This is a genomic window from Mesorhizobium sp. M0185 (genome assembly GCF_040322175.1).
Lineage (GTDB): Bacteria > Pseudomonadota > Alphaproteobacteria > Rhizobiales > Rhizobiaceae > Mesorhizobium.
In genome coordinates, this window is sequence record NZ_JAMYSY010000016.1 from 104074 (window position 1) to 127051 (window position 22978).

Below are 22978 nucleotides of genomic sequence, written 5' to 3' on the forward strand. Positions count from 1 at the left end.
GCCAAGCCGGCAGGCTAGCAAGAAGGCCCCTTTTCGAATGAGCCTTTGCCATGCGCCCTCCCCTTACGCCGCTCATCGCCGCGCTTCCCTCCACGGTGCCGTTTGTCGGCCCTGAGGCGCAGGAGCGCGACCGCGGCCGCGCCTTTCGCGCCCGTATCGGCGCCAACGAGAGCAGCTTTGGCCCTTCGCCGCGCGTCGTTGCCCGTATGGCCGAGATTGCCGGCGACATGTGGATGTACTGCGACCCTGACAATCACGATTTGAAGGTAGCCGTAGCTAGGCATCTCGGTGTCGGCGCCGAAAACGTCGTTGTCGGCGAAGGGATAGACGGGCTGCTCAGCCTGGTTGCGCGCATGTATGTGGCGCCGGGCGATGCGGTGGTGACCTCGCTAGGCGCCTATCCGACCTTCAACTTTCATGTTGCCGGCGTCGGCGGCCGGCTGGTCGCAGTGCCCTACGAGAACGATCGGGAAAACCTCGACGGCCTGCTGGCGGCAGTGGCCAGGGAAAAGGCGCCACTGGTGTACCTGTCCAATCCGGACAATCCGATGGGCAGCTGGTGGGAAGCCGCCGAGCTCAGCCGCTTCATCGAAGCCTTGCCGGAGACCACAATGCTGGTGCTCGACGAAGCCTATGGCGAATTAGGGCCAGCCTCAGCGCTGCCGCCGATCGATGTCGCGCGGCCGAACGTCATCCGCATGCGCACCTTCTCCAAGGCCTATGGGCTGGCCGGCGTACGCTGCGGCTATGCGGTGGCCGAGGCCCAGGTGATTCGGGACTTTGAGAAGATCCGCAACCACTATGGCGTCAGCCGCATGGCGCAGATCGCCGGTGTCGAGGCGCTTGCCGATCAGGCCTGGCTGGATAGCGTGGTGGCGCGGGTCGCCGCCGGCCGCGGGCGTATCGCCGCAATAGCCGAAGCGAACGGGCTGAAGCCGCTGGCTTCGGCGACCAATTTCGTCACCATCGACTGCGGCCGCGACGGCGCCTTCGCACTGAAAGTGCTGCAGGCGCTGTTGTCACGCGACGTCTTCATCCGCAAGCCGATGGTGCCGGTTCTCGACCGCTGCATCCGGGTCACTGTCGGCCTCGACCACGAGCTCGACATCTTTGCCGAGGAACTGCCTGGCGCACTGGCGGCAGCGCGGGGGAACTGAAGAGCGCAACGCCGGGATTCCAGTGCTGCCCGCTATTTCTCCCCGAGCAGGCGCATGACGCGCTTCAAGGCGTCCGATAATTCGGCAGCCGCGTCATCGGCGAGGCCGGCCGTCAGCCGGGCGAGGTCGCGATCCGCCGCAGCCTGAAGCCTGGCGAGCTCAGCACTTCCGCGAGCGGTCAGCGACAGGATACGTCTGCGCCGATCGGCTGGGTCAGAGCGTGTCTCGGTCAGGCCAGCGGCGGCGAACCTCCTCAGGACGCGCGAGACATAGGCCGGATCGAGCCGGAGTTCGGCAGCGATTTCGGAGGCCGCCGGCCGGAGATCGAGGTGGAACGCCCGTGCAAGAAACCCTGCCTCACCGCCGCTATTGGCGACAGCGCGGGATCGGCCGCCCAATTCGAACAGCAGCCGCGCCTCGCCCAGCGTATAGGCGCTGTGCGTCAAGGTCAGGTCGAGCAGCCCGATCAGGCGCGTGTAGAAGCGATTGAAGCCACGTATCTCCGCGACAAGGGCATTCCGATCGGCCGGCATGTCGACCTCCTTCGGACGGACCGCTCCGTCAGGGCCATGATCGCCTATTATTTGACTTAGTCAATCATTAATGGAGACGCCGCCTATCTCGCACGTGAGGCTGGCGGATAGCGACCGGAGAGAGACCTTCGATGCACGTTGCGCGGTTGAATTTGCACGGCGATGCGCCAGACTCGACTCAGAGGATGGAGAGCGCGATGACCGACCGGACTGTACAGGTACGCATATACGGCAAGGTGCAAGGCGTCAGCTACCGGGTTTGGGCGCGGCGCGAGGCGTCGGCGCTTGGCCTTGCCGGGTGGGTGCGCAACGAAGTTGACGGCTCGGTGACAGCCTTGATCGCAGGGACCGGTGCGGCGGTCTCGACAATGATCGAACGGCTTTGGCAAGGGCCGCCGGGGGCAGCGGTTTCGAAAGTCGACGTCGAGGAGATCGAGGTTCGCGATATGTCCGCGGGTTTCAGGATTGTTGCCTAGCAAGGCATGATCCTGCTCATTCGCTTCCATCGCACAAAATTCTCCAGGGCGCAGATAGAGCAAATCTGAAGCCACCCTGCCCGGACATGCCTCGGTCCTTGAATTAATTGAACGTTTGTTTTATTGTCCGCGAAAAGGCGGCTTGTCATGGCGCGTACGACCGGTTCCGACGGAGAGAAGACCGAAGCTGCGGTCCGCGAGGCGGCGGTCAGCCTGATTGCGCGTCTCGGCTACGAGGCGATGTCGATGCGCCAGCTGGCGGCCGAGGTCGGCGTCCAGGCAGCGGCGCTGTACCGCTACTTCCCGACCAAGCAGGATCTTCTGTTCGTGCTGATGCATGAGCATATGGAAGGCTTGATCGAGGCGTGGCGCGCAACACGCCCTGTCGGTGCCGATCCGGCAGCGCGGCTTGCCGCTTATGTGGAAAACCACATCGCTTTCCATATCGAACGCCGCCACTCCACCCATGTCTCGAACATGGAGCTGCGCAGCCTGTCGCATGAAAAACTCACGCAGATCCTGCGCATGCGCACGGCCTACGAGAAGGAGCTGCGCGCCATCCTGCGCGACGGCGTCGAAGCGGGGTTATTCAGCATCGAAGACACCGGGCTCACCGCCATGGCGCTGATCCAGATGATGACCGGCGTCATCGTCTGGTTCCGGCCGGGCGAACGGCTGTCGATCGCCGAAGTCACCGCTACATATCTAGCAATGACAATGCGCCTTGTTGGAGCAAAGAGCGATGGCGCGAGGACGAGCCACGGCGCCGTGCGTCCATTCGAGCGCGCAACGGACGCTGCAGCACTTTGATTTCGCGCATGATCCCGATTTTCGCGGTCGTGCGCCGGGAGGAACGGCATGTACACGCATACGCTCAACTTCGGGCTTGACGAAGACATCGAGGCGCTGCGCGACCTGGTGCGGCGCTTCGCCCAGGAAAAGATCGCACCGATCGCCGCCGAGATCGACCGCTCGAACGAATTCCCGGCACATCTGTGGGCGGAGCTCGGCGGGCTCGGCCTGCTCGGCATCACCGCCGATCCCGATTTCGGCGGCAGCGGCATGGGCTACCTCGCCCATGTCGTGGCGATGGAGGAGATTTCGCGCGCCTCGGCCTCGGTCGGCCTCTCCTACGGCGCCCATTCCAACCTCTGCGTCAACCAGATCAACCGCTGGGCAACGCAGGCGCAGAAGGAAAAGTATCTGCCTTCGCTCTGCAGCGGCGAAAAAGTCGGCGCACTGGCGATGTCGGAATCGGGTGCCGGCTCCGATGTGGTGTCGCTGCGCCTGCGCGCCGAAAAGCGCAACGATCGCTATGTGCTGAACGGCACCAAAATGTGGATCACCAACGGGCCGGACGCCGAGACGCTGGTCGTCTACGCCAAGACCGATCCGGAACTCAATTCGCGCGGCATCACCGCTTTCATCGTCGAAAAGGCTTTTGCCGGTTTTTCCGTGGCGCAAAAGCTCGACAAGCTTGGCATGCGCGGCTCGAACACCGGCGAGCTGGTGTTCGAGGATGTCGAAGTGCCGTTCGACAATGTGCTGCACGAGGAAGGGCGCGGCGTCGAGGTGCTGATGTCGGGCCTCGACTACGAACGCGCCGTGCTGGCCGGCGGCCCGATCGGGCTGATGGCTGCGTGCCTCGACGTGGCGATCCCTTACGTGCACGAACGCAGGCAGTTCGGCCAGCCGATCGGCGAGTTCCAGCTGGTGCAAGGCAAGCTAGCCGACATGTATGCGACGATGAACGCGGCGCGCGCCTACGTCTATGCCGTGGCCGCCGCTTGCGATCGCGGTGAGACGGCCCGCAAGGATGCTGCCGGCTGTATTCTCTTCGCCGCCGAAAAGGCAACGCTGATGGCGCTCGACGCCATCCAGCTTTTGGGCGGCAACGGCTACATCAACGACTACCCGACCGGCCGGCTTTTGCGCGACGCCAAGCTCTACGAGATCGGCGCCGGCACCAGCGAAATCCGTCGCTGGCTGATCGGGCGGGAAATCATGGTGGAGGGCGCCTGATGGCGTCTTTTTGAGATTTTGCCAGAAGCCGCACGATGTGGCACACTTCGGAATATGTGCCACAACACGGGCGAGACGGACCATGGCTGGCAAAACGGGAAAGTCCGGATTTGACGAAGATCCGCAGGCACGGTTCGATGCCGGCGCTCGCCAACCACAGCTTCGTGCTCCGGCGAAACGCGAGCGTGTCAAGCTTGGCGAGGGCGGGCGCTTCGTCATTCCTGCCGCGATGCGCGAGGAGATGGGCGTGAAGCCTGGCGAGGACATGATCCTTCATGTCGAAAACGGCGAGCTGCGGGTAAGATCGTGGCTGCAGAATCTGCGACGCGTCCAGGCCGAATTGTCAGCGTTGAAACAGCCCGGTGAAAGCGTCGTCGACGAATTTCTGAAAGAGCGACGGGAAGAGCAGCGTCGAAGCGACAAGCGTCTCGACCGGCTTCACGCCGAAGGGACAACGGGAAAGCGGACGAAATGAAGCCCTACGTCATGGACAGTTCGGCGGCGCTCGCAATCCTGCTCAACGAGCAAGGCACCGACAATGCTTTGGGGTTCGCGCCGGACGCACAATGCAGTTCAGTCAATGCGGCCGAAATCATCGCCAAGCTGATCGACAAGGGACGCAGCATGGAACAGGCCGCGGACGACCTCGCCAGTCTCGGCATGCCGATCGCCGTTTTCGACGACGCGATGGGCATCGCCGCCGGGCAGCTTCGCCAATTGACGCGGCATCGCGGCTTGTCGCTGGGCGATCGGGCTTGCCTGGCGCTGGCAATTCGCGAGAATGCCATTGCCGTCACCGCTGATCGCGATTGGGGCGACCTCGATGTCGGCTGCAAGATCGAGCTGATCCGGTAGCGCCATGGCCCCCCTCACCTCTCAGATGTCGTCCGCCTCCGATTTCTTCCGCACCAATGCCGAGCGCATGCGGGCGCTGGTCGCCGATATTGCTGAAAAAGCCGCCGCCATCGAGCGCGGTGGCTCGGAAGAGGCGCATGAGCGGCACGTCTCCCGCGGCAAGCTCCTGCCGCGGCAACGCCTAGCCCAATTGCTCGATACAGGCTCGCCCTTCCTCGAAATCGGCCAGTTCGCGGCATGGTCGATGTATGGCGAGGACATCCCTTCGGCCGGCCTCATCGCCGGCATCGGCCGCGTCGAAGGCACCGAAGTGATGGTCGTCGTCAATGACGCCACGGTGAAGGGCGGCACCTATTATCCACTGACGGTGAAGAAGCATCTGCGTGCACAGGAGATCGCATTGCAGAACAATCTGCCTTGCGTCTATCTGGTCGACAGCGGCGGCGCCAATCTGCCCAACCAGGACGAGGTGTTTCCCGACCGCGATCATTTCGGCCGCATCTTCTACAACCAGGCCAACATGTCGGCCGCCGGCATTCCGCAGATCGCCTGCGTCATGGGTTCGTGCACGGCCGGCGGCGCCTATGTGCCTGCGATGTCGGACGAGACAATCATGGTGCGCAACCAGGCGACCATCTTTCTCGGCGGGCCGCCGCTGGTGAAGGCGGCCACCGGCGAGGACGTCACCGCCGAGGACCTCGGTGGCGCCGACGTGCACACAAGGCTTTCCGGCGTTGCCGACCACTATGCGCTCGACGACGAGCATGCGCTGGCCATATGCCGGCGTATCGTCAAAAACCTGAATCGGAACAAGACTGTAAGCCTTGCCTTACAGAAATCGATTCCGCCGCTTCACGATCCACATGAACTCTACGGCATCGTGCCGACGGATCTGCGCCAGCCCTACGACGTGCGCGAGGTAATCGCCCGCACCGTCGACGGTTCCGAGTTCGATGAGTTCAAGCAGAATTATGGCACCACGCTGGTCACCGGTTTCGCCCATCTCAGCGGCATGCCGGTCGGCATCGTCGCCAACAATGGCGTGCTGTTTTCGGAAAGCGCGCTGAAGGGCGCGCACTTCATCGAGCTGTGCTGCCAGCGCAAGATCCCGCTGATTTTCCTGCAGAACATCACCGGCTTCATGGTCGGGCGAAAATACGAGGCCGGCGGCATCGCCAAGGACGGCGCCAAGCTGGTCATGGCGGTCGCAACGGCCAAGGTGCCGAAGGTGACCGTGATCATCGGCGGCTCGTTCGGTGCCGGCAATTACGGCATGTGCGGACGCGCCTATTCGCCACGCTTCCTGTGGATGTGGCCGAATGCCCGCATTTCGGTGATGGGCGGCGAGCAGGCGGCAACGGTGCTTGCCGTGGTCAAGCGCGAAGGCATCGAGCGCAAGGGCGGGGAATGGAGCGCCGAGGAGGAAGCGAAATTCAAGAAGCCGATCCTGATGAAGTACGAGCACGAGGGACACCCGCTCTATTCGTCGGCAAGGCTCTGGGACGACGGCATCATCGACCCGGCCAAGACCCGCGAGGTGCTGGCGCTCAGCCTTTCGGCCGCGCTCAACGCCGAGATCGAGGAGACAAAATTCGGCGTGTTCAGGATGTGAGATGAGCGAAATCGGCCAGAGGATTCGCATTCAAACCGGCGACATCACGAAGCTGGCGGTCGATGCCATCGTCAACGCCGCCAACACCTCTCTTCTCGGAGGCGGCGGCGTCGACGGCGCTATCCACCGCGCGGCCGGCCCCGAGCTTGTGGCAGAATGCCGGACCTTGCATGGCTGCAAGGTCGGAGACGCAAAAATCACCAAGGGCTACAGGCTGCCCGCGCGCTACGTCATTCATACGGTCGGGCCGGTCTGGCAAGGTGGCAGCAAAGGAGAAGCCGAACTGCTCGCCTCCTGCTATCGCCGGTCGCTCGAAATCGCCGCCGCAAAGGACTGCCGGACGGTGGCGTTTCCTGCGATCTCGACCGGGGCCTACCGCTATCCGAAGGATCAGGCGACGCAAATTGCTGTCGGGACCGTGAGCGCCTTCATCGGCCAGAACATCGTTCCGGAAACCGTCATTTTCTGCTGCTTCGACGAGCCGACGACCGAACTGTATCAGCGGGTAGTTGCTGCACTCGGCAGGGTGTGACCCTGCGCGGGCGACAACCCACCACATCTCCAGACTATTTTTTGCTTCTCGATCTGGCCAGACGAAAGAATAACGGCTATTGATCATCGCAAATACCAATGGGGATTGGGCGAAGATGAGGCGGCGGGTTTTTCAGAGAACAACTGGGCATATACTTGCGGCGTTGCTTATATTAGCGACGCCTGGCATCAGTGCGGCGGAGTCGCTGGCGGGAAGCAAGGGCGAGACACGTTTCTATCCCTATTTGCCGCAGAGCCCGAAGGATCCGTGTACCAGGGCCTACAAGGCCTATGTAGCGGCCGGCGGCCATTCAGCCTATGCAACCACTCCGTATTCCCGGGTGCGTTTTCTGTACATCATCTGCGGCTCGCGCTTGAATGCACCGTCACAGCAAGCTGCCGAAGAATTGGCGTTGAAATCCTGTCAGGCCGCCCGCAGCAGTTACAGAGTTACAACAGGCGGCGGCTGCGAAATCGCTGCCTCCAAGTAGGCGAATATATTTCAGTGTTTGGGGTTTAAATGGGTTTGGCAATGAAATCTTTATCAATCAAGCGAGCAACCATGTCGGTGCTTGCACTGCTTGTGGCTTCTGCACCGAATGTCGGCGCCGCCGAATCGCTGGCTGGAAGCAAGGGCGACAGCCGCTTTCCGGTCTATTTTGCGCCGGGTACAATCGGAGGCTGCGGCCAGAATTACAAGGACTATGTGGCGGCTGGCGGTCACTCGGCCTATGCGATGACGCCATTCAACTGGGCAACCGAATTCACTATTTGCGGTGCTTATCTGAATGCAACATCCCAGAAGGCTGCGGAGGCGCTGGCGTTGAAATCCTGCCAGTCCGCGCGCAGCAAGTACAAGGTCACGACTGCAGGGGCCTGCGCCATAGCTGCCTCCAAATAGACCGACACTCGTCGGCCTTCGACGTATTCAATGGGTGGGAAAGATGAAATCTATAAGCGTCAAACAAGCAGTCTTCTCGCTGATAACCGGGTTGCTTCTAATCTCGAGCCCCAATGTCGGCGCGGCGGAATCGCTGGCTGGAAGCAAGGGCGACGTCCGCTTCTACCCGTATTTTCCGGCGACCGCGGATCGGCCATGCACCAAGGCATATAAGGCCTATGTGGCGGCCAGCGGCCATTCAGCTTATGCGACCACTCCGTATTCCCGGGTGCGTTCGTTGTACATCCTGTGCGGCTCGCGCTTGAATGCGCCCTCGCAAAAGGCTGCCGAGGATATGGCGATGAAATCCTGCCAGGTCACCCGCGACCGTTACAGGGTCACGACCGGGGGAGCTTGCGAAATCGCGGCCTCAAAGTAGGCAGGCCTCGCTTGCCTACCCTTTGACCGCCAGACTACAAAGCAGGGCATTGCCGCAGTTCGCGTGACGAGAATTCGCGCCGTTGGCGGCAGCTCTGCCTGTGGAGGCCCGATGTTCGCCAAGATCCTGATCGCCAACCGTGGCGAGATCGCCTGCCGGGTGATCCGCACGGCACGCAGGATGGGTGTGCGCAGCGTCGCCGTCTATTCCGACGCCGACGATCGCGCCTTGCATGTCGAAATGGCCGACGAAGCGGTGCATATCGGCGCCTCTCCCGCCAACGAAAGCTATCTGCGCGGCGACAAGATCATCGCGGCGGCCTTGGCCACAGGTGCCGAGGCCATCCATCCGGGCTACGGCTTTCTTTCGGAAAACCCCGAATTCGTCGACCAGGTCGCGGCGGCTGGGCTGATCTTCATTGGGCCGTCGGCGGCCTCGATCCGTGCCATGGGACTGAAGGACGCCGCCAAGCGGCTGATGGAAAAGGCCGGCGTGCCTGTCGTTCCGGGCTACCATGGCGAAGCGCAGGAGATCGTGTTGCTCGCCTCCAAGGCGCGCGAGATAGGCTACCCCGTCCTGATCAAGGCGCGCGCCGGCGGCGGCGGCAAGGGCATGCGGCGTGTCGAGCATCCCGATGATTTTTCTGAAGCACTGTCGGGCGCGCGGCGCGAGGCGAAAGCCGCGTTCGGTGATGACCGCGTCTTGGTTGAAAAATATGTCGACAAGCCGCGCCACATCGAAGTGCAGGTGTTTGGTGACAATTTCGGCAACGCCGTGCATCTTCACGAACGCGACTGCTCGGCGCAGCGCCGCCATCAGAAGGTGATCGAGGAAGCCCCTGCCCCCGGCATGACGCCGGCACTGCGCAAGGCGATGACGGAGGCGGCGGTGAAAGCCGCCAAGGCAATCCACTATTCCGGCGCCGGTACCATCGAGTTCATCGTCGATGCCTCGCAAGGTCTGAAGGCCGACCGTTTCTGGTTCATGGAAATGAACACCCGTCTGCAGGTCGAGCACCCCGTCACCGAAATGGTTACCGGCATCGACCTGGTCGAGTGGCAGTTGCGGGTAGCCGCCGGCGAAAAACTGCCGAAGACGCAGAGCGAGATCGCGCTCTCCGGCCACGCCTTCGAGGCGCGCATCTATGCCGAGGACGCGGCAAGAGGGTTTTTGCCGGCGACCGGCACCTTGCACCATTTGAAATTTCCGCAGCCGGCACCGGAGGGTGCGACCATGCGCGTCGAAACCGGTGTACGCGCTGGCGATGCGATTTCGCCGTTCTACGATCCGATGATCGCCAAGCTGATCGTTCATGGCAAGGACAGACGGACGGCGCTCACAGCGCTTGGCGCGGCACTGTCGCAGACCGAAATCGCCGGCTCGACGGTCAACACTGGCTTTCTTGCCGCGCTGGCCGCTGATGCGGATTTTGCGGCGGGCGATGTCGATACCGGCCTGATCGCCAGGCACCAGCAGGCGTTGACGGCGGTTCCGCCGCCGAGCGGTGAGACGATTGCCGCCGCGGCACTTGCCGCGTCCGGTGCGCGCGACTTGCCGTCCTCGGACGATCCCTGGTCGTCACTGGCCGGCTATGCGCATTTCCACGCTGTAGCGCGGAGCACCCTGCTGAAGTTTGGCGAGCAGGAGATCGGCGCGCGCGTGTCGGTGCGGCCGGACGGGCGGTTCGAGGTGGCGCTGGATGCGCCCTATGACAGCGTCAATTCGCGGGATCTCCGCGCGGCGCCTCGCCTCGCCCGCTGGCCGGGCCACGTCACGGTCTTCGATGGTGCAATCGGCTACGGTTTTGCCGTGCCGGATCCGCTGGCCCGAGCCGACGAAGCCGCCGCCGCTTCCGTCAGCCTGCGCGCTCCAATGCCCGGCCTGGTCAAATTGGTGCGTGCAGCCAAAGGCGAGTCCGTGATCAAGGGCCAGCCGCTGCTGATCCTGGAGGCGATGAAGATGGAGCACACCATTGCCGCGCCCCATGACGGGGTTATCGCCGAGATTGCTGCCGAAGGCGCGCAGGTAACCGACGGCACCGTGCTGGTTCGCTTTGCCGAGGAATCTCAGTTGACTGCTGTTTCCCTATCCACGAAGTGATCTCGAACGCGTGACAAAGGCGTCGCCAAAAACAATATGGCCGGGTTTGACCCCGGCCATGTTCGATTACAGCAGCGCGTCTTACGGCGCCGCGGCCATCACGGCTGGATCGGCGCGTATTTGCCGTCATGCCACTGGTTGATGTCGTAGCTCGCGTTCTTGAGGTCGCCCTTCTCGTCGAAGGTGACCGAGCCGACAACCGTGCTGATCGGCTGACCGTTCTTTAACGCTTCGGCGACTCTTGCCGGATCGTCGCTGCCGGCGCGTTTGATGCCTTCGGCGAAGGCCTGGATCACCGCATAGGAAAACAGCGTGAAGCCCTCCGGCACGAAGCCGCCGGCCTTGATCTTGGCGATGGCTTCCTTGGCTTCGGGCTTCGCCTGCGGGTCCGACGGGAAGACGAACATGGTGCCTTCGCCGGCCGGACCGGCAACCTGCCAGAATTCCGGCGAAGCGATCGAGTCCGGCATGATCAACTGGAACTTGAGGTTCTGCTCCGCCGACTGGCGCAGGATCAGGCCGGCTTCGGGGTGATAGCCGCCGAAATAGACGACGTCGGCTTTCAGCTCCTTGAGCTTGGTAACAAGAGCGGAATAGTCCTTCTCGCCGGCGTTGATGCCCTCGTAGAGGATCTCTTTGAGACCGTTCTGGTTCATCGTTGCCTTGACGGCATCGGCCACACCCTGCCCATAGGCGCTCTTGTCGTGCATGATGACGACGTTCTTGCCGGCATATTTCTTGGCGATCCATGGACCGATGAAAGCGCCCTGCGCATCGTCGCGCGTATAGAGGCGCATGATCGTCGGCCAGCCGGCCTTCGCCGCTGCGTCGGTTAGTACCGGGTTCGAGGAAGCCGGACTCATCATAAGCGCACCGGCTTCGGCGTAGACGGCGGAGGCCGGGATGCTGGAGCCCGAGCAGGCGTGGCCATCGATGAACTTGACACCATTGGCGATGATGCGGTTGGCGACCGAAACCGCCTGCTTCGGATCGCACTGGTCGTCCTCGATGTCGAGCTTGATCTGGCGGCCGTCGACGCCGCCCGCCGCGTTGATCGCGTCGGCGGCGGCTTGCGCGCCCTGCTTGAACTGATCGCCGATGGTGGCAAGCTGACCGGTCATCGGTCCGACCACCGAAAAGGTGATGTCGTCGGCGAAGGCGACCGGCGCGGTCATCATCAGGCCAAATATGGCTGCGCTCAAAATACTGAATTTCTTCATGGTGACACAACTCCTCCATTCTCGCGCGACCATCCCGGCCGCGCCTCTTCCAGAGTGGCGGGAGAATTTCATCCTTCACCGGGGCTGTCTAGACGCATCGTCGGCACTCGATTGGGCCTGCAATACGCAGTCCCAAAGACAAAGCCGCGCCAGCCTTGTTCCGGCCGGTCGCGGCTTTTGCCATGAGCTTCCCAACGCATCGGCGCCAGGACCCGCTCGCCTTCCCTGTCTATTGCACAGCTTGCCGCCGTGTTCTTGATCTTGTTGGCTCAGCCGTCTTGCGCCGCCTTGATTTTTCGAGCCCGGCCCTCTGCGCGGCCTTGACCCGAAGCGTCCCTGTTGTGAGGTCAGTACCCTTGTGAAGTCGATGCCGGCGAATTCAGTGCATCGTCATCCATTCGCGAGCTTCGCGCAGCGCCTTGGCGATCTCGACCTTCGACATGGCGGCAGACAATTCGGAGCGCAGTTCCGCGGCGCGGGCCGAACCCTTGATCGCGGCGATGTTGAACCATTTGTGGGCGGCGACGACATCGGTCTCGCAATCGCGGCCAGTCGCATACATCATGCCCAACTCGAAAAGAATATCGGCCTGGGCAGTTGCCCCCATGGCGCCGAAGCCGGCTTCAAGCATTTCAAAACGTGCCATTTCAAATCCCCTGTTCTGGCTCCCGAGAGCTGTCTCCGTCTGTCCCTCGGTGTCCTTGATTACCGTCGGGGGCGGCCGCTCTTTCGATGCTTTCGAGAATGCCCCGGAGGCTTGAATCCGTCGTTAAATGGCGTGCTTAATTTGAGGAAAACAAAGCTAAAACAAGAGGTAAACGCGAAAATTCGTTAAGGATACAAAGCCAGCAATCGCGCCGGTTTGCACAAGATTTGAAGAAAACTTGCGAGGCGCGGATCAAGACTCCGCTAACCACAGAAGACAAAGACGTGTGCGGCCCGTTTCATTTTTCGCCGGCGCGGCCGTTCGGGAGCGGGCAAAAACCCGCAACCCTTCCGTCGCGGCACCGCTTTTGTTTTTCCAGGAGCTGGACTAGCTTACGTTTGCGTAAGGGGCAGACACCCGGGACGGAGCCCGATTGGACTTACCTGAGGGAGGAAAGACATGTTTCGACAAGTGAGCCTGGCCCTCGCGGCCGCAATAATGATGACCGGCGCGGCATGGGCCGATCCGATCGAAGGCAATTGGAAAACGCAAGCCGGATCGACTGCCGCCATTTCGGGTGGCGGCGGGGCATTTTCGATTACGCTCAAATCCGGCAAATTTGCCGGCAAGAACATCGGTTCACTGAAGGTTGCCGGCGACAACAAATATGCCGGCACCATAACCGACCCGGAAACCGACAAGACCTATTCGGGCAAGGCTTCGCTTTCCGGCAGTTCGCTCAAGATGAGCGGCTGCGTGCTCGGCGGGCTGATCTGCAAGAGCCAGACCTGGCACAAGCTCTGATCGTGCCCTTCCTGCCGGGGTGAGCGGGGCCAGTCGGCCCCGTTTTCATGTTATCGGTCTCGCAGCCATGGCGTCGCCATGGGTCGCTGCACTCAAAGCGGACCCTCTCAGAGATCATCAGCCATTTTTGAACCGCAGATGAACGCCGGGATCAGAGCCGGTTCAGCCGGGGCAAGGCATTGTCATGCGTGTTGAAGGAGACACCGCGCAATGCTTGCCCGCCGCTTCACCATCGTCTGCCTGCTGATGAGCCTGTTCGGCATGTTGTTCGCCGTCCTTGTCGCCGAAGCCGGCCGGCCGTCCCGCTCCTGGGACGTCGCCAGTTCCTGCCGACTCGGTTGCTTGAACCATCTTCACCACTGAAACGACAAAGAGCTGAACCTTTAGAGAAAAGCAAAACGCCAATGAACCGCCTCGCCGCCAACACCCTCAAGACGCTTCGGCTGCTGCCGCGCGCGGCGCTCATCGTGACTGTTCTTTCGGTACCGGTACTGGCCGTGCCGACGATGCGCACCAATGCCGGCTCGACGATCGAGGCGCCTGCGTTGAGGAAGTCAGGCCTCGGCTTTGTGCTGCTGGTTAGCCTGCAGCGCGGTTAGCAGACCGAAAAACGCCGACAGCGCGTATTGAGGCCGCCTTACCCCCTCCCAACCGCGCGTCCAACTCTCTATATTGGGTCATGGAAAAGCGAATCTATCCCCAAGCCATTGAATCGGTGGTCACGCCGGAGCCGTTTGGCCGGCAGAGCTTCAACGACGCCAAGAAGGCCGTCGCGGCCCTACAGGTGCTTTACGACCGCAACACCAAGTTCCTGCGCGATTCATTTGCCGCGCTCGCCGCGGGCGGTGACAACAATAAGCGCTACCGGGCCTTTTATCCGGAGATCGGCGTCACCACGAGTTCCTTCACACAAATCGACTCGCGGCAGGCCTATGGCCACATGCCGACGCCGGGGCATTTCTCAACCACCATCACCCAGCCTGCTCTTTTCGAAAGCTACCTCACCGAACAGCTTCGGCTAATCATGCGCAACCACGGCGTTCCCGTCACGGTTTCGGAATCGACCACTCCCATCCCGCTGCATTTCGCCTTCCTCGAAGGCACGCATGTCGACGGCGCTGCTGCCGAACGCATCAAACGGCCGATCCGTGACCTGTTCGACGTGCCGGATCTCGACGGCACCGACGACCAGATCGCCAACGGCACGTTCGAAGTGGCATTGGGCGAGGCACGGCCGCTGGCGCCGTTCACCGCGCAACGCATCGACTATTCGCTGCACCGGATGTCGCATTATACGGCGACCAGTCCCCAGCATTTCCAGAACTTCGTGCTGTTCACCAACTACCAATTCTACATCGACGAATTCGTCGCCCGTGCACGCGAATTGATGGCCAATGGTGGTGATGGATATGTCGAGTTCGTCGAGCCGGGCAACATCGTGACCAAAGCAGGGGACGGCGCGCCCGGTGAGGGTGCTGCGCCGCCTCGCCTGCCGCAGATGCCGGCCTATCATCTGAAGAAGCCGAATCATGGCGGCATCACCATGGTCAATATCGGCGTTGGGCCTTCCAACGCCAAGACGATCACCGACCATATTGCGGTGCTCCGGCCGCATGCCTGGGTGATGCTCGGCCATTGCGCCGGCCTGCGCAACACGCAGGCGCTCGGGGATTATGTGCTGGCCCATGCCTATGTACGAGAAGACCATGTCCTCGACGACGATCTTCCGGTCTGGGTGCCGATCCCGCCGCTAGCCGAAATCCAGGTGGCTCTGCAGGAAGCGGTCGCCGAGGTCACCGGGCTTTCCGGATATGATCTCAAGCGCATCATGCGCACTGGCACCGTCGCCACTATCGACAACCGCAATTGGGAGCTGCGCGACCAGCGCGGGCCGGTCCAGCGGCTGTCGCAGTCGCGGGCGATCGCGCTCGACATGGAATCGGCGACGATCGCAGCCAACGGCTTCCGCTTCCGGGTGCCCTATGGCACGCTGCTTTGCGTATCCGACAAGCCGCTGCATGGCGAATTGAAGTTGCCGGGCATGGCGACCGAGTTCTACAAGCGGCAAGTAGCGCAGCACCTGACCATCGGCATCAGGGCGATGGAGAAGCTGGCTGAAATGCCGATGGAGCGACTGCATTCGCGCAAACTCAGGAGCTTTTCGGAAACTGCCTTCCAGTAAATGCCGAATCGCATGTGTCGGTCCAGGTCAGGACATTTCGTCATCTTGATTGAGCCGCACTTCTGCCGATAGACAAGGCGATGGCACGTGTTCGGGACATGACGGTTGCGCTCGCATTCGTCGCAATGCTTGCACTCTCGGCCGCGCTGGTGGCCGGGTTCTTCGGATCGCTGCATCCGGCCCTCGATTCCTTTGCTCATTTCCGCGTCCATTTTTCGGTGCTGATGGCGCTTTGCGCGCTGCCGCTGCTCGCCACCTCGTTTCGCCTGCAGGCCGCGGCCGCATTGCTGTTTGCGATAGCCTCCTTTGCCACCACGTCGAATGCCTTGCCGCTTTCGCGGCTATGGCAGGTGCAGGCCGCCTACGAAGCCAAACCCGGTGACGAGCCAGTCTACCGCCTGCTGCAGATGAACCTCAGGTTCAACAATCCAACACCTGAGAAGGTGCTGTCGCTGATCGGCCGGACCCAGCCTGATGTGATCACCCTCGACGAGGTGTCCGAGATGTGGAAGGCAAAGCTTGGGCTGCTATCCGGCGCCTATCCCCACCGGATCCTCTGCCCATATCCCAATGGCGTGTTCGGCGTTGCGCTGCTGTCCAGACGACCGTTTGCCATAGGCACGGAGCCGCACTGCGACAGCCGCGGCGCGATGGCGATCGCCACGGTCGATTTCGGCGGAACCGACGTCGATGTCGCCGCCATCCACCTCACCTGGCCATGGCCGCACAACCAATCACGGCAGATTGGAGGGTTGTCTGGCGAAATCGCCTCGCTTGGCGAGACGTCAATCCTGGCAGGCGACTGCAACGCAGCGCCATGGAGCGCCGCCGTCCGGCGCGTCGCATCGCTTGGCAAGCTGACTGTAATGCCGTCGGTCGGGCCGACCTGGCTCTACAGAAGGCTGCCGGATTTCCTGCGCTTCGCCGGACTGCCGATCGACCAGGTTTTCAGCAAGGGTGCCATCGTTATCCGTTCGGCGTCGACCCTTGAGGACACCGGCTCAGACCATCTGCCGGTGCTGGTGGAGTTTTCGCTACGGTCGGATGAACAAAAGCCGCTCGACGAGCACCAGACGGCGACCGCGCTTGCGGCGCTGCCTGGCGGGACGCGAAGCTGAAAATCCGCAGTCCAATCTCGACCTGGCTTATTACTGGCCCACAAAAGCGCGGATGAGGTGCTCGACAGGGCCGCCGTCGCGATGCTCGTGCGCATCGAAGGCGATCTGCTTTGCCTCGTATTCGGCATAGATGGCATTGATCCGGCGCTTTGCCTCGCGACGTGCCTCGAAACAGTGCGGGTCATCACCGACTGTCAGCCCTCGAACCGACTTTTCGGTGGCCCGCATCATCTGTCTGGCGATGCGGCCATGGCTCTCTTCATGGGCGCGGACGCCAGCGAAGAACCGCTTCCAGCGCTTCTGCAGCGCAGGCGACGTGGCTGAGACTAGTTTGGGATAGGTATAGAAGAGATTGAGCGTCCCGTTGGCCTGGCGCAGGCGGCAGACGCCGTTTTCCCGATGGGCGTCGAAGGTCCAATCATCGACGCTGTAGCCGGTCTGCGCGATGGCGTGGGTCATGAAGCCGTGCTTCGGCCCACTGCGATCCATGGCCTCGATCAGGGCCGCGCCGGTGGTTCCGGCAATGCTGTAAGTTCGTGTCTTGACCAGCACCTTAGTGCCGGCCAAGGCTGCAGGGGCGCACAATGCCCCGATCGCCACAACGCTCGTCAGAACTGCCAGGCGCATTTTTCCTTCCTCCCTGTCGCCGCAGAAAGGAAACACAGGCAGGCGGTTTATTCAACAATCCTACGGTTGCGCTGCTCCTCATCTTGTTTAGTCCGGAGCAAACCTTGTGACTTACATGTTCTGGTAGACCGGGCCCTCGCCGCCCTGTGGCGGCACCCAGTTTATGTTCTGGTTCGGGTCCTTGATGTCGCAGGTCTTGCAGTGCACGCAGTTCTGCGCGTTGATGACGAAGCGCACATCCTTGGCTGCGGGATCGGCGGCGGCATTGCCGTCCTTGTCGACCCATTCGTAGACTGCGGCTGGGCAATAGCGGGTCGAGGGCCCGGCAAAGACATCATGCTCGGAGCGCTTCTGCAGGTCCATGTCGGCGACGAGCAGGTGCACCGGCTCGTTTTCCTCGTGATTGGTGTTGGACAGGAACACCGAGGACAGCCGGTCGAAGGTCAGCACCCCGTCCGGCTTCGGGTAGGCGATCTTCTGGTGCGCGGCGGCCGGTTCCAGCGTCGCGTAGTCGGCCCTGCCGTGCTTCATCGTGCCGAAGGGCGAGAAGCCGAACAGCGTGTTCAGCCACATGTCGAGGCCGCCAAGGCCGACGCCGACAATGGTGCCGAAGCGCGACCATAGCGGCTTGACGTTGCGCACTTTCTTCAGGTCCTTGCCGATATCGGTGGCGCGCCAGGTGGCCTCGTAGGAGGCCAGCTCGTCATTGGTGCGGCCGGCGGCTATCGCATCACAGACATGCTCGGCCGCCAGCATTCCGGAGAGCACGGCATTGTGCGAGCCCTTGATGCGCGGCACGTTGACGAAGCCGGCCGCGCAGCCGATCAGCGCACCGCCGGGGAAGGACAGTTTCGGCACCGACTGCCAGCCGCCTTCGGTGATGGCGCGGGCACCATAGCCCAGCCGCTTGGCACCCTCGAACGTGCCGCGGATCGCCGGATGGGTCTTGAAGCGCTGGAACTCGTCAAAGGGCGACAGATAAGGGTTCTTGTAGTTCAGGTGAACGACGAAGCCGACTGCCACCTGGTTGTCCTCGAGATGGTAGAGGAAGGAGCCGCCGCCGGTCTTCATATCGAGCGGCCAGCCGAAGGAATGCTGGACAAGGCCCGGCCGATGGTTTTCCGGTTTGACCTGCCAGAGTTCCTTGAGGCCGATGCCGTATTTTCCAGGCTCACGACCGTCGGAAAGGTGGTGTTTGGCGATCAGTTGCTTGGCCAGCGAGCCGCGCGCGCCCTCGCCGATCAAGACATATTTGCCCATCAGCGCCATGCCCGGCGCAAAGCCCGGACCGTGCGCGCCGTCCTTCTCGACCCCCATGTCGCCGGTGACGACGCCGGTGACCGCACCGGCCTCGTTGTAGAGCAGGCCGACCGCGGCAAAGCCCGGATAGATCTCGACGCCCAGCGCCTCGGCCTTGGTCGCCAGCCAGCGGCAGACATTGCCGAGCGAGACGATGTAGTTGCCGTGATTGTTCATCAGCGGCGGCATCAGGATATTGGGCAGACGGAACGAACCGGCGGGGCCGAGAACCAGGAAATGGTCGTCGGTGACCGGTGTCCTGAAGGGATGACCCTCCTCTTCGCGCCAGCCGGGCAGCAGCCGGTCGATGCCGATCGGATCGACGACGGCGCCGGACAGGATGTGCGCGCCGACTTCGCCGCCCTTTTCCAGCACGACGACGGAAAGCTCGGGATTGACTTGCTTGAGACGGATCGCGGCGGCGAGGCCGGCCGGGCCGGCGCCGACGATGACCACGTCGAATTCCATGCTTTCGCGTTCGATATCGCTCATCGATCCCTCACTGGCTCGCTATTCCCGGCATCTTGCTGGCTCACGCGCTGCATAGCGCATCAAATAGCGACGGGAAACCGGCGCGGACGTGACAATACCGATTTCGTCAAAAAGTCGCGTCCTGCCGCGGTGACGAGCATCAATCTTCAATCCTATTCCGTTTGCACAGATATGTCGCACTGATGTTTTTAATTGTTCGACGGCTTGCTTATCGGCCATACTTCCCGCCATGCGCATATTCGGGCCGGCTGGCTTTTCATCGACGCGCTTTTTTTTCAGGCCCGGCCGGTTTTGCCGTGCGGCGCTCTTGGCGCTTCTGCCACTGACGGCCCTCGATGCCCGTGCCGAGCAGCAACTGGTCTGGGCGACCGGCGCCTATTCCTTTTCCGACGAGCGCGGCGGTTTCCGCATCACCGGGGCTTCCGGCATCGGCACGAAAGAGGATCCGCTGGTCATCACCGAAGAGCTGAATTCAGCGACGCCGGTAACGCTGGCCATTCGCACGACAAGGCCGATCCAGCCGTTCGGCAAGGCGGGAGACTTCGCTAATGGTCTGATGTATATGCGCATCGACGTGCTCAACAATAGCGGCCAAGCCTGGGTCGAGTTCCAGTTCGAACTCCAGGAGATCCTCGACCAGCCGAGCGTGTTCGGCGACGGCCTGTCGTTCGACCAGCGCAACAAAACGCCCGAAAATATCTGGTCGAGCAGCTACGCCGATTTCGACCGCAATTTCGAACCGTATGACCGCCTGCTGTTCAAGAACGGCAAGATCGACCCGCTGAAGACCGCCAGCTTCTATTTCCTGATCACCGACTACACGCCGCGCTGGACGTTCTATCTGGTGCAGGATCCGCGCATACCGTCGAGCTGAACTTGCAAATTTAAGCTCCGCGGCCGAATGTGAAACCATGACTGCCGCCCCCCACACTAGCCGAGCCGATCTCGCCGAGCTGCTGGCCTTCTACGCCAGCGCCGGCGTCGACGAGGCACTTGAAGAACAGCCGGTAAACAGGTTTGCAGAAGCCAGGCCGCCGGAGCGGGTGCCTGCGGCGGCCGCTCTGCCGGCCGGTGAAATTGCATCGCCTCATCGCTCGACGAGCGTGTCGCGCGCCGAAATGGGCGAGAGACCGAATACGGCACCGGCAGTGCGAACGTCCCCGGCCATGTCAACGGTGCCCGACGAGGCGCAGGCGGCATTGGCGCGGCAACTGGCGAGATCGGCGGCAAGCCTCGACGAGCTTCGCCAGCACATGGCGGCATTCAACGGCTGCAATCTTAAATTCACCGCCAAGAACCTGGTGTTCGCCGACGGCAATCCGACTGCCGCGGTGATGCTGGTCGGCGAAGCACCGGGCCGCGACGAGGACATAGAGGGCTTGCCGTTCGTCGGCCGCTCGGGCCGGCTGCTCGACCGCATGCTGGCCGCGATCGGTCTTGACCGGACATCTGCCTACATCGCCAACGTGATTCCCTGGCGGCCGCCGGGCAACCGCACGCCGACGCCGCACGAGACCGAGATCTGCCGGCCGTTCATCGAGCGGCAGATCGAACTGGTCAATCCGAAGGTGCTGGTCAATCTCGGCGGCCCGTCGGCAAAGACCCTGCTCAACACCTCCGAAGGCATATTGCGGCTGCGCGGCAACTGGCGCGTCCACACGACCCCGTCTGGCGTCGCCATTCCCGCCATGCCGACCCTGCATCCGGCCTATTTGTTGAGAACGCCGGCGCACAAGAAGCTGGCGTGGCGGGATTTCCTCGATGTGAAGGCGAAGTTGCGGGCACTTGGGTAACGGTGCAGAACGCGTCTTCCGTCCCCCCCTTGCGAGGAAGGAAGGGCGGCATCATGACCTCGCAGGTAATTGAAATGCGCCCACTGCCGGCCTAGTCATCTCGTCATGACAGCAGCCCAGATTTCCGCCGGCAGTCTCATTCGCGAATGGCGTACACGCCGGCGCATGAGCCAGCTCGACCTTGCTATGGAGGCCGAGATCTCGCAGCGGCATCTGAGTTTCGTTGAAAGCGGCCGCGCCGCACCCTCGCGTGACATGGTGCTGCATCTGGCGGAGCAGCTTTCGATCCCGCTCAGGCAGCGCAACCAGCTGCTGCTGGCCGCCGGCTTCGCCCCGAGCTTCAGCGAACGACCACTTGACGATGCCTCGATGGCACCGGCGATGGCGGCGGTCGAGACCGTGCTCAAGGCGCACGAGCCGTTCCCGGCGCTTGCCGTGGACCGGCATTGGAACCTGGTGTCGGCGAACGCCGCCATCGGCCCGTTCTTCGCCAATGTCGCCGACGCCTCCCTGCTGAAGCCGCCGGTCAACGTTTTGCGCCTCAGCCTGCATCCCGGCGGCATCGCGCCGCGCATCGTCAACCTTGCGGAATGGCGGACGCATCTTCTGGAGCGGCTGAAGCGGCAGAACGACGCTGCCGCCGATCCGGTTCTGGTCGAGCTCGAGCGCGAGCTTCGGGCCTATCCGTCCGGCCTTAAAAGCAGCCGGCCGGCGCCGGTCGAACCGAACGCGATTGTCCATCCGCTCAAGCTTGCCCATGACGACGCGGTGCTGTCGTTCATCAGCACCATCACCGTGTTCGGCACGCCGCTCGACGTGACGCTGTCGGAGCTGGCGATCGAATCTTTTTTCCCCGCCGACGAGCAGACGCGGGCGGTGCTGATGCGGCTGGCGAAAGAGCGGACCGACGCAGCGGGCTGATCACCCTTCCGGCGCGACGGCCTTGCGGGTGCGGGTGCGTTCGAGACCCAGCTGGCGCTCGCGCCAGATGATGAAAATCCCCGCCGCAACCACGATCATGCCGCCGACCAGCATGTTGATCGTGGCGACGTCGCCAAAGACCAGATAGCCGACGACGACGCCGAGGATCATCGAAGTGTATTCGAAAGGTGCTACGACGGAAGCCTCGGCATGGCGATAGGCCGAGGTCATCAGGATCTGGCCAAGCCCGCCGCAAAAACCCGCGGCAATCAGAAGCCCCGCCTGTGCTGGCGTCAGCGCCTGCCAGCCGAATGGCAGCGAAAGCAGCGCCATGACGCTCGCGGTTACCGAAAACCACAGCACGATGGTCGCCGTCCGCTCGCTCTGGACGAGGTTGCGAACCAGGAGCATGGCGATGGCCGAGATCGCCGCGGCTATGAGGGCGGCGATGACGCCAAGCACCTCCTGATCGCCAAGGGCAGCGCCCGAACTGAGCAGCGTCAGTTCCGGCCACGAGATGATCAGCACCCCGACCAGGCCGACGGCAACCGCACTCCAGCGATAGATGCGGATGGCTTCGCCGAGGAAGATCGAACTGAACACCACGACCAGCAGCGGCTGCGCGTAGTTCAGTGTGATCGCCTCCGGCAGCGGCAGCCGCGTCAGCGCGAAGAAGCCGAGCCCCATGGCACAGACACCGACGACGCCGCGCGCAATGTGGTTGAGCGGGCGCTTTGTCGAAAAGGCGGTTCCGAGTTTTCCCTGGAAGGCGAGGAAGGCGATGATCGGAAAAATGGCAAAGAAGGAGCGGAAGAAGACGATCTGGCCCGCCGGCACGGTGCCTGCCGCCTTGATGCAGGACGACATGCCGACGAAGACCGCCACCGATACGATCTTGAGCAAGATCCCGGTCAGCGTGCTGTGCTCGCCGGCAAGGTCGCCAGCTGCAAGCACTGGCAAATCCGGTCTGGCTGTCACGCCCCTTTTGCTTCCTCGATCGCCGCCCAGATGCACGCCGGCGTTGCCGGCATGTCGATATGCCTGATGCCGTAGGTGCGGTAGTCCGCGTCGGTCACCGCATTGAGCGCGGCAGGCGTCGACCCGATCGTACCCGCCTCCCGCGCGCCCTTGATGAAGGCCACATCCTCGCGACGCAACACAGAGGCGCTCGTTCCGAATTTCGGCGTGACGACGGTCATGGAAGCCTCGCGATGATGCTTGGGAAATGATCGCCTGAAATAGACGTCGCTGCAGTTTTGTCGAGGGAGCGT

At 62.5% G+C, this 22978-nt stretch carries 27 protein-coding genes; 20 read left to right on the forward strand and 7 right to left on the reverse strand.

The window, feature by feature from the left end:
- Positions 1-50: 50 nt before the first annotated feature.
- Positions 51-1157: a pyridoxal phosphate-dependent aminotransferase gene (locus tag NKJ20_RS15420; RefSeq protein ID WP_352449016.1), complete on the forward strand. Its 1107-nt coding sequence runs from the start codon at positions 51-53 to the stop codon at positions 1155-1157.
- Between the two features lie 32 nt (positions 1158-1189).
- On the opposite strand, the gene NKJ20_RS15425 is transcribed toward NKJ20_RS15420, so the two are convergent.
- The gene (locus tag NKJ20_RS15425; RefSeq protein ID WP_352745063.1) at positions 1190-1690 is read right to left on the reverse strand and encodes a MarR family winged helix-turn-helix transcriptional regulator; all 501 of its coding nucleotides are present in this window, start codon (positions 1688-1690) and stop codon (positions 1190-1192) included.
- Positions 1691-1887: 197 nt separating this feature from the next.
- Between NKJ20_RS15425 and NKJ20_RS15430 the strand changes: the two genes are divergently transcribed.
- The 11 genes from NKJ20_RS15430 to NKJ20_RS15480 all read left to right on the forward strand — a co-directional run bounded on the left by NKJ20_RS15430 (position 1888) and on the right by NKJ20_RS15480 (position 10605).
- Complete coding sequence (locus NKJ20_RS15430; RefSeq protein WP_352449018.1) at positions 1888-2166, forward strand: acylphosphatase; 279 nt, start codon at positions 1888-1890, stop codon at positions 2164-2166.
- Between the two features lie 147 nt (positions 2167-2313).
- A complete protein-coding gene (locus NKJ20_RS15435) occupies positions 2314-2976 on the forward strand; it encodes a TetR/AcrR family transcriptional regulator (protein WP_352449019.1) in 663 nt (220 codons plus the stop codon).
- A 48-nt stretch (positions 2977-3024) separates the two neighbouring features.
- On the forward strand, positions 3025-4188 hold the full coding sequence (locus NKJ20_RS15440; RefSeq protein WP_352449020.1) for an isovaleryl-CoA dehydrogenase: 1164 nt from the start codon (positions 3025-3027) through the stop codon (positions 4186-4188).
- Between the two features lie 82 nt (positions 4189-4270).
- Complete coding sequence (locus tag NKJ20_RS15445; protein WP_352449021.1) at positions 4271-4663, forward strand: AbrB/MazE/SpoVT family DNA-binding domain-containing protein; 393 nt, start codon at positions 4271-4273, stop codon at positions 4661-4663.
- Positions 4660-5043, forward strand: a complete 384-nt coding sequence (locus NKJ20_RS15450) for a type II toxin-antitoxin system VapC family toxin (RefSeq protein ID WP_023677795.1) — start codon at positions 4660-4662, stop codon at positions 5041-5043. The genes NKJ20_RS15445 and NKJ20_RS15450 overlap by 4 nt, the downstream gene beginning before the upstream one ends.
- A gap of 4 nt (positions 5044-5047) precedes the next feature.
- The gene (locus NKJ20_RS15455; protein ID WP_352745066.1) at positions 5048-6655 is read left to right on the forward strand and encodes a carboxyl transferase domain-containing protein; all 1608 of its coding nucleotides are present in this window, start codon (positions 5048-5050) and stop codon (positions 6653-6655) included.
- Between the two features lies 1 nt (position 6656).
- Positions 6657-7187: an O-acetyl-ADP-ribose deacetylase gene (locus NKJ20_RS15460; protein ID WP_352449023.1), complete on the forward strand. Its 531-nt coding sequence runs from the start codon at positions 6657-6659 to the stop codon at positions 7185-7187.
- Positions 7188-7302: 115 nt separating this feature from the next.
- Positions 7303-7677, forward strand: a complete 375-nt coding sequence (locus NKJ20_RS15465) for a hypothetical protein (protein ID WP_352449216.1) — start codon at positions 7303-7305, stop codon at positions 7675-7677.
- Positions 7678-7706: 29 nt separating this feature from the next.
- A complete protein-coding gene (locus NKJ20_RS15470) occupies positions 7707-8087 on the forward strand; it encodes a hypothetical protein (protein ID WP_352449024.1) in 381 nt (126 codons plus the stop codon).
- 43 nt (positions 8088-8130) lie between these two features.
- Entirely contained in the window at positions 8131-8505 is a 375-nt protein-coding gene (locus NKJ20_RS15475) for a hypothetical protein (protein WP_023677798.1), read from the forward strand.
- A 111-nt stretch (positions 8506-8616) separates the two neighbouring features.
- Positions 8617-10605, forward strand: coding sequence for an acetyl/propionyl/methylcrotonyl-CoA carboxylase subunit alpha (locus NKJ20_RS15480; RefSeq protein WP_352449025.1), 1989 nt, complete (start codon positions 8617-8619; stop codon positions 10603-10605).
- A 98-nt stretch (positions 10606-10703) separates the two neighbouring features.
- Here NKJ20_RS15480 and NKJ20_RS15485 read toward each other — a convergent pair whose 3' ends face one another.
- Positions 10704-11825, reverse strand: coding sequence for a branched-chain amino acid ABC transporter substrate-binding protein (locus tag NKJ20_RS15485; RefSeq protein WP_352449026.1), 1122 nt, complete (start codon positions 11823-11825; stop codon positions 10704-10706).
- A gap of 379 nt (positions 11826-12204) precedes the next feature.
- Positions 12205-12471: an SEL1-like repeat protein gene (locus tag NKJ20_RS15490; protein WP_010915070.1), complete on the reverse strand. Its 267-nt coding sequence runs from the start codon at positions 12469-12471 to the stop codon at positions 12205-12207.
- Between the two features lie 459 nt (positions 12472-12930).
- Between NKJ20_RS15490 and NKJ20_RS15495 the strand changes: the two genes are divergently transcribed.
- From NKJ20_RS15495 to NKJ20_RS15515, 5 genes are all read left to right on the forward strand, one after another.
- Positions 12931-13275, forward strand: a complete 345-nt coding sequence (locus tag NKJ20_RS15495) for a DUF2147 domain-containing protein (protein ID WP_023677801.1) — start codon at positions 12931-12933, stop codon at positions 13273-13275.
- A gap of 210 nt (positions 13276-13485) precedes the next feature.
- Complete coding sequence (locus tag NKJ20_RS15500; protein ID WP_023677802.1) at positions 13486-13638, forward strand: hypothetical protein; 153 nt, start codon at positions 13486-13488, stop codon at positions 13636-13638.
- 41 nt (positions 13639-13679) lie between these two features.
- The gene (locus NKJ20_RS15505; protein ID WP_352449027.1) at positions 13680-13874 is read left to right on the forward strand and encodes a hypothetical protein; all 195 of its coding nucleotides are present in this window, start codon (positions 13680-13682) and stop codon (positions 13872-13874) included.
- 80 nt (positions 13875-13954) lie between these two features.
- Positions 13955-15457, forward strand: a complete 1503-nt coding sequence (locus NKJ20_RS15510; RefSeq protein ID WP_352454348.1) for an AMP nucleosidase — start codon at positions 13955-13957, stop codon at positions 15455-15457.
- A gap of 80 nt (positions 15458-15537) precedes the next feature.
- A complete protein-coding gene (locus NKJ20_RS15515; RefSeq protein ID WP_352745071.1) occupies positions 15538-16575 on the forward strand; it encodes an endonuclease/exonuclease/phosphatase family protein in 1038 nt (345 codons plus the stop codon).
- Positions 16576-16605: 30 nt separating this feature from the next.
- On the opposite strand, the gene NKJ20_RS15520 is transcribed toward NKJ20_RS15515, so the two are convergent.
- Both NKJ20_RS15520 and NKJ20_RS15525 read right to left on the reverse strand, forming a co-directional pair.
- On the reverse strand, positions 16606-17202 hold the full coding sequence (locus tag NKJ20_RS15520; protein ID WP_352449029.1) for a DUF922 domain-containing protein: 597 nt from the start codon (positions 17200-17202) through the stop codon (positions 16606-16608).
- Positions 17203-17313: 111 nt separating this feature from the next.
- Positions 17314-18993, reverse strand: coding sequence for an electron transfer flavoprotein-ubiquinone oxidoreductase (locus tag NKJ20_RS15525; protein ID WP_352745074.1), 1680 nt, complete (start codon positions 18991-18993; stop codon positions 17314-17316).
- Between the two features lie 229 nt (positions 18994-19222).
- Between NKJ20_RS15525 and NKJ20_RS15530 the strand changes: the two genes are divergently transcribed.
- The 3 genes from NKJ20_RS15530 (at position 19223) to NKJ20_RS15540 (ending at position 21707) form a co-directional block, all read left to right on the forward strand.
- Positions 19223-19867 carry a hypothetical protein gene (locus NKJ20_RS15530; RefSeq protein ID WP_352743247.1) on the forward strand — a complete coding sequence of 215 codons (645 nt, stop codon included), beginning with the start codon at positions 19223-19225 and terminating at the stop codon, positions 19865-19867.
- 37 nt (positions 19868-19904) lie between these two features.
- Positions 19905-20786 (forward strand): uracil-DNA glycosylase, encoded by an 882-nt coding sequence (locus tag NKJ20_RS15535; protein WP_352745077.1) that lies wholly within the window; start codon positions 19905-19907, stop codon positions 20784-20786.
- 105 nt (positions 20787-20891) lie between these two features.
- Positions 20892-21707 (forward strand): helix-turn-helix domain-containing protein, encoded by an 816-nt coding sequence (locus NKJ20_RS15540; RefSeq protein WP_352745080.1) that lies wholly within the window; start codon positions 20892-20894, stop codon positions 21705-21707.
- Here the strand turns inward: NKJ20_RS15540 and NKJ20_RS15545 are convergent, their stop codons facing one another.
- Positions 21708-22685: a DMT family transporter gene (locus NKJ20_RS15545; RefSeq protein WP_502894781.1), complete on the reverse strand. Its 978-nt coding sequence runs from the start codon at positions 22683-22685 to the stop codon at positions 21708-21710. It abuts the gene before it with no gap.
- A complete protein-coding gene (locus NKJ20_RS15550; RefSeq protein WP_352745097.1) occupies positions 22682-22906 on the reverse strand; it encodes a hypothetical protein in 225 nt (74 codons plus the stop codon). Before NKJ20_RS15550 ends, NKJ20_RS15545 begins: the two co-directional genes overlap by 4 nt.
- Between the last annotated feature and the right edge of the window lie 72 nt (positions 22907-22978).

What these genes read in the sequence shown, in the direction of transcription:
- NKJ20_RS15540 (WP_352745080.1), top strand. Translation starts at nt 20,892, where the DNA reads ATGACAGCAGCCCAGATTTCCGCCGGCAGTCTCATTCGCGAATGGCGT.
- NKJ20_RS15490 (WP_010915070.1), bottom strand. Translation starts at nt 12,471, where the DNA reads ATGGCACGTTTTGAAATGCTTGAAGCCGGCTTCGGCGCCATGGGGGCA.
- NKJ20_RS15480 (WP_352449025.1), top strand. Translation starts at nt 8,617, where the DNA reads ATGTTCGCCAAGATCCTGATCGCCAACCGTGGCGAGATCGCCTGCCGG.
- NKJ20_RS15450 (WP_023677795.1), top strand. Translation starts at nt 4,660, where the DNA reads ATGAAGCCCTACGTCATGGACAGTTCGGCGGCGCTCGCAATCCTGCTC.
- NKJ20_RS15470 (WP_352449024.1), top strand. Translation starts at nt 7,707, where the DNA reads ATGGGTTTGGCAATGAAATCTTTATCAATCAAGCGAGCAACCATGTCG.
- NKJ20_RS15500 (WP_023677802.1), top strand. Translation starts at nt 13,486, where the DNA reads ATGCTTGCCCGCCGCTTCACCATCGTCTGCCTGCTGATGAGCCTGTTC.
- NKJ20_RS15420 (WP_352449016.1), top strand. Translation starts at nt 51, where the DNA reads ATGCGCCCTCCCCTTACGCCGCTCATCGCCGCGCTTCCCTCCACGGTG.
- NKJ20_RS15550 (WP_352745097.1), bottom strand. Translation starts at nt 22,906, where the DNA reads ATGACCGTCGTCACGCCGAAATTCGGAACGAGCGCCTCTGTGTTGCGT.
- NKJ20_RS15455 (WP_352745066.1), top strand. Translation starts at nt 5,048, where the DNA reads ATGGCCCCCCTCACCTCTCAGATGTCGTCCGCCTCCGATTTCTTCCGC.
- NKJ20_RS15510 (WP_352454348.1), top strand. Translation starts at nt 13,955, where the DNA reads ATGGAAAAGCGAATCTATCCCCAAGCCATTGAATCGGTGGTCACGCCG.
- NKJ20_RS15520 (WP_352449029.1), bottom strand. Translation starts at nt 17,202, where the DNA reads ATGCGCCTGGCAGTTCTGACGAGCGTTGTGGCGATCGGGGCATTGTGC.
- NKJ20_RS15475 (WP_023677798.1), top strand. Translation starts at nt 8,131, where the DNA reads ATGAAATCTATAAGCGTCAAACAAGCAGTCTTCTCGCTGATAACCGGG.
- NKJ20_RS15495 (WP_023677801.1), top strand. Translation starts at nt 12,931, where the DNA reads ATGTTTCGACAAGTGAGCCTGGCCCTCGCGGCCGCAATAATGATGACC.
- NKJ20_RS15440 (WP_352449020.1), top strand. Translation starts at nt 3,025, where the DNA reads ATGTACACGCATACGCTCAACTTCGGGCTTGACGAAGACATCGAGGCG.
- NKJ20_RS15535 (WP_352745077.1), top strand. Translation starts at nt 19,905, where the DNA reads ATGACTGCCGCCCCCCACACTAGCCGAGCCGATCTCGCCGAGCTGCTG.
- NKJ20_RS15465 (WP_352449216.1), top strand. Translation starts at nt 7,303, where the DNA reads ATGAGGCGGCGGGTTTTTCAGAGAACAACTGGGCATATACTTGCGGCG.
- NKJ20_RS15485 (WP_352449026.1), bottom strand. Translation starts at nt 11,825, where the DNA reads ATGAAGAAATTCAGTATTTTGAGCGCAGCCATATTTGGCCTGATGATG.
- NKJ20_RS15425 (WP_352745063.1), bottom strand. Translation starts at nt 1,690, where the DNA reads ATGCCGGCCGATCGGAATGCCCTTGTCGCGGAGATACGTGGCTTCAAT.
- NKJ20_RS15445 (WP_352449021.1), top strand. Translation starts at nt 4,271, where the DNA reads ATGGCTGGCAAAACGGGAAAGTCCGGATTTGACGAAGATCCGCAGGCA.
- NKJ20_RS15430 (WP_352449018.1), top strand. Translation starts at nt 1,888, where the DNA reads ATGACCGACCGGACTGTACAGGTACGCATATACGGCAAGGTGCAAGGC.
- NKJ20_RS15515 (WP_352745071.1), top strand. Translation starts at nt 15,538, where the DNA reads ATGGCACGTGTTCGGGACATGACGGTTGCGCTCGCATTCGTCGCAATG.
- NKJ20_RS15525 (WP_352745074.1), bottom strand. Translation starts at nt 18,993, where the DNA reads ATGAGCGATATCGAACGCGAAAGCATGGAATTCGACGTGGTCATCGTC.
- NKJ20_RS15460 (WP_352449023.1), top strand. Translation starts at nt 6,657, where the DNA reads ATGAGCGAAATCGGCCAGAGGATTCGCATTCAAACCGGCGACATCACG.
- NKJ20_RS15435 (WP_352449019.1), top strand. Translation starts at nt 2,314, where the DNA reads ATGGCGCGTACGACCGGTTCCGACGGAGAGAAGACCGAAGCTGCGGTC.
- NKJ20_RS15505 (WP_352449027.1), top strand. Translation starts at nt 13,680, where the DNA reads ATGAACCGCCTCGCCGCCAACACCCTCAAGACGCTTCGGCTGCTGCCG.
- NKJ20_RS15530 (WP_352743247.1), top strand. Translation starts at nt 19,223, where the DNA reads ATGCGCATATTCGGGCCGGCTGGCTTTTCATCGACGCGCTTTTTTTTC.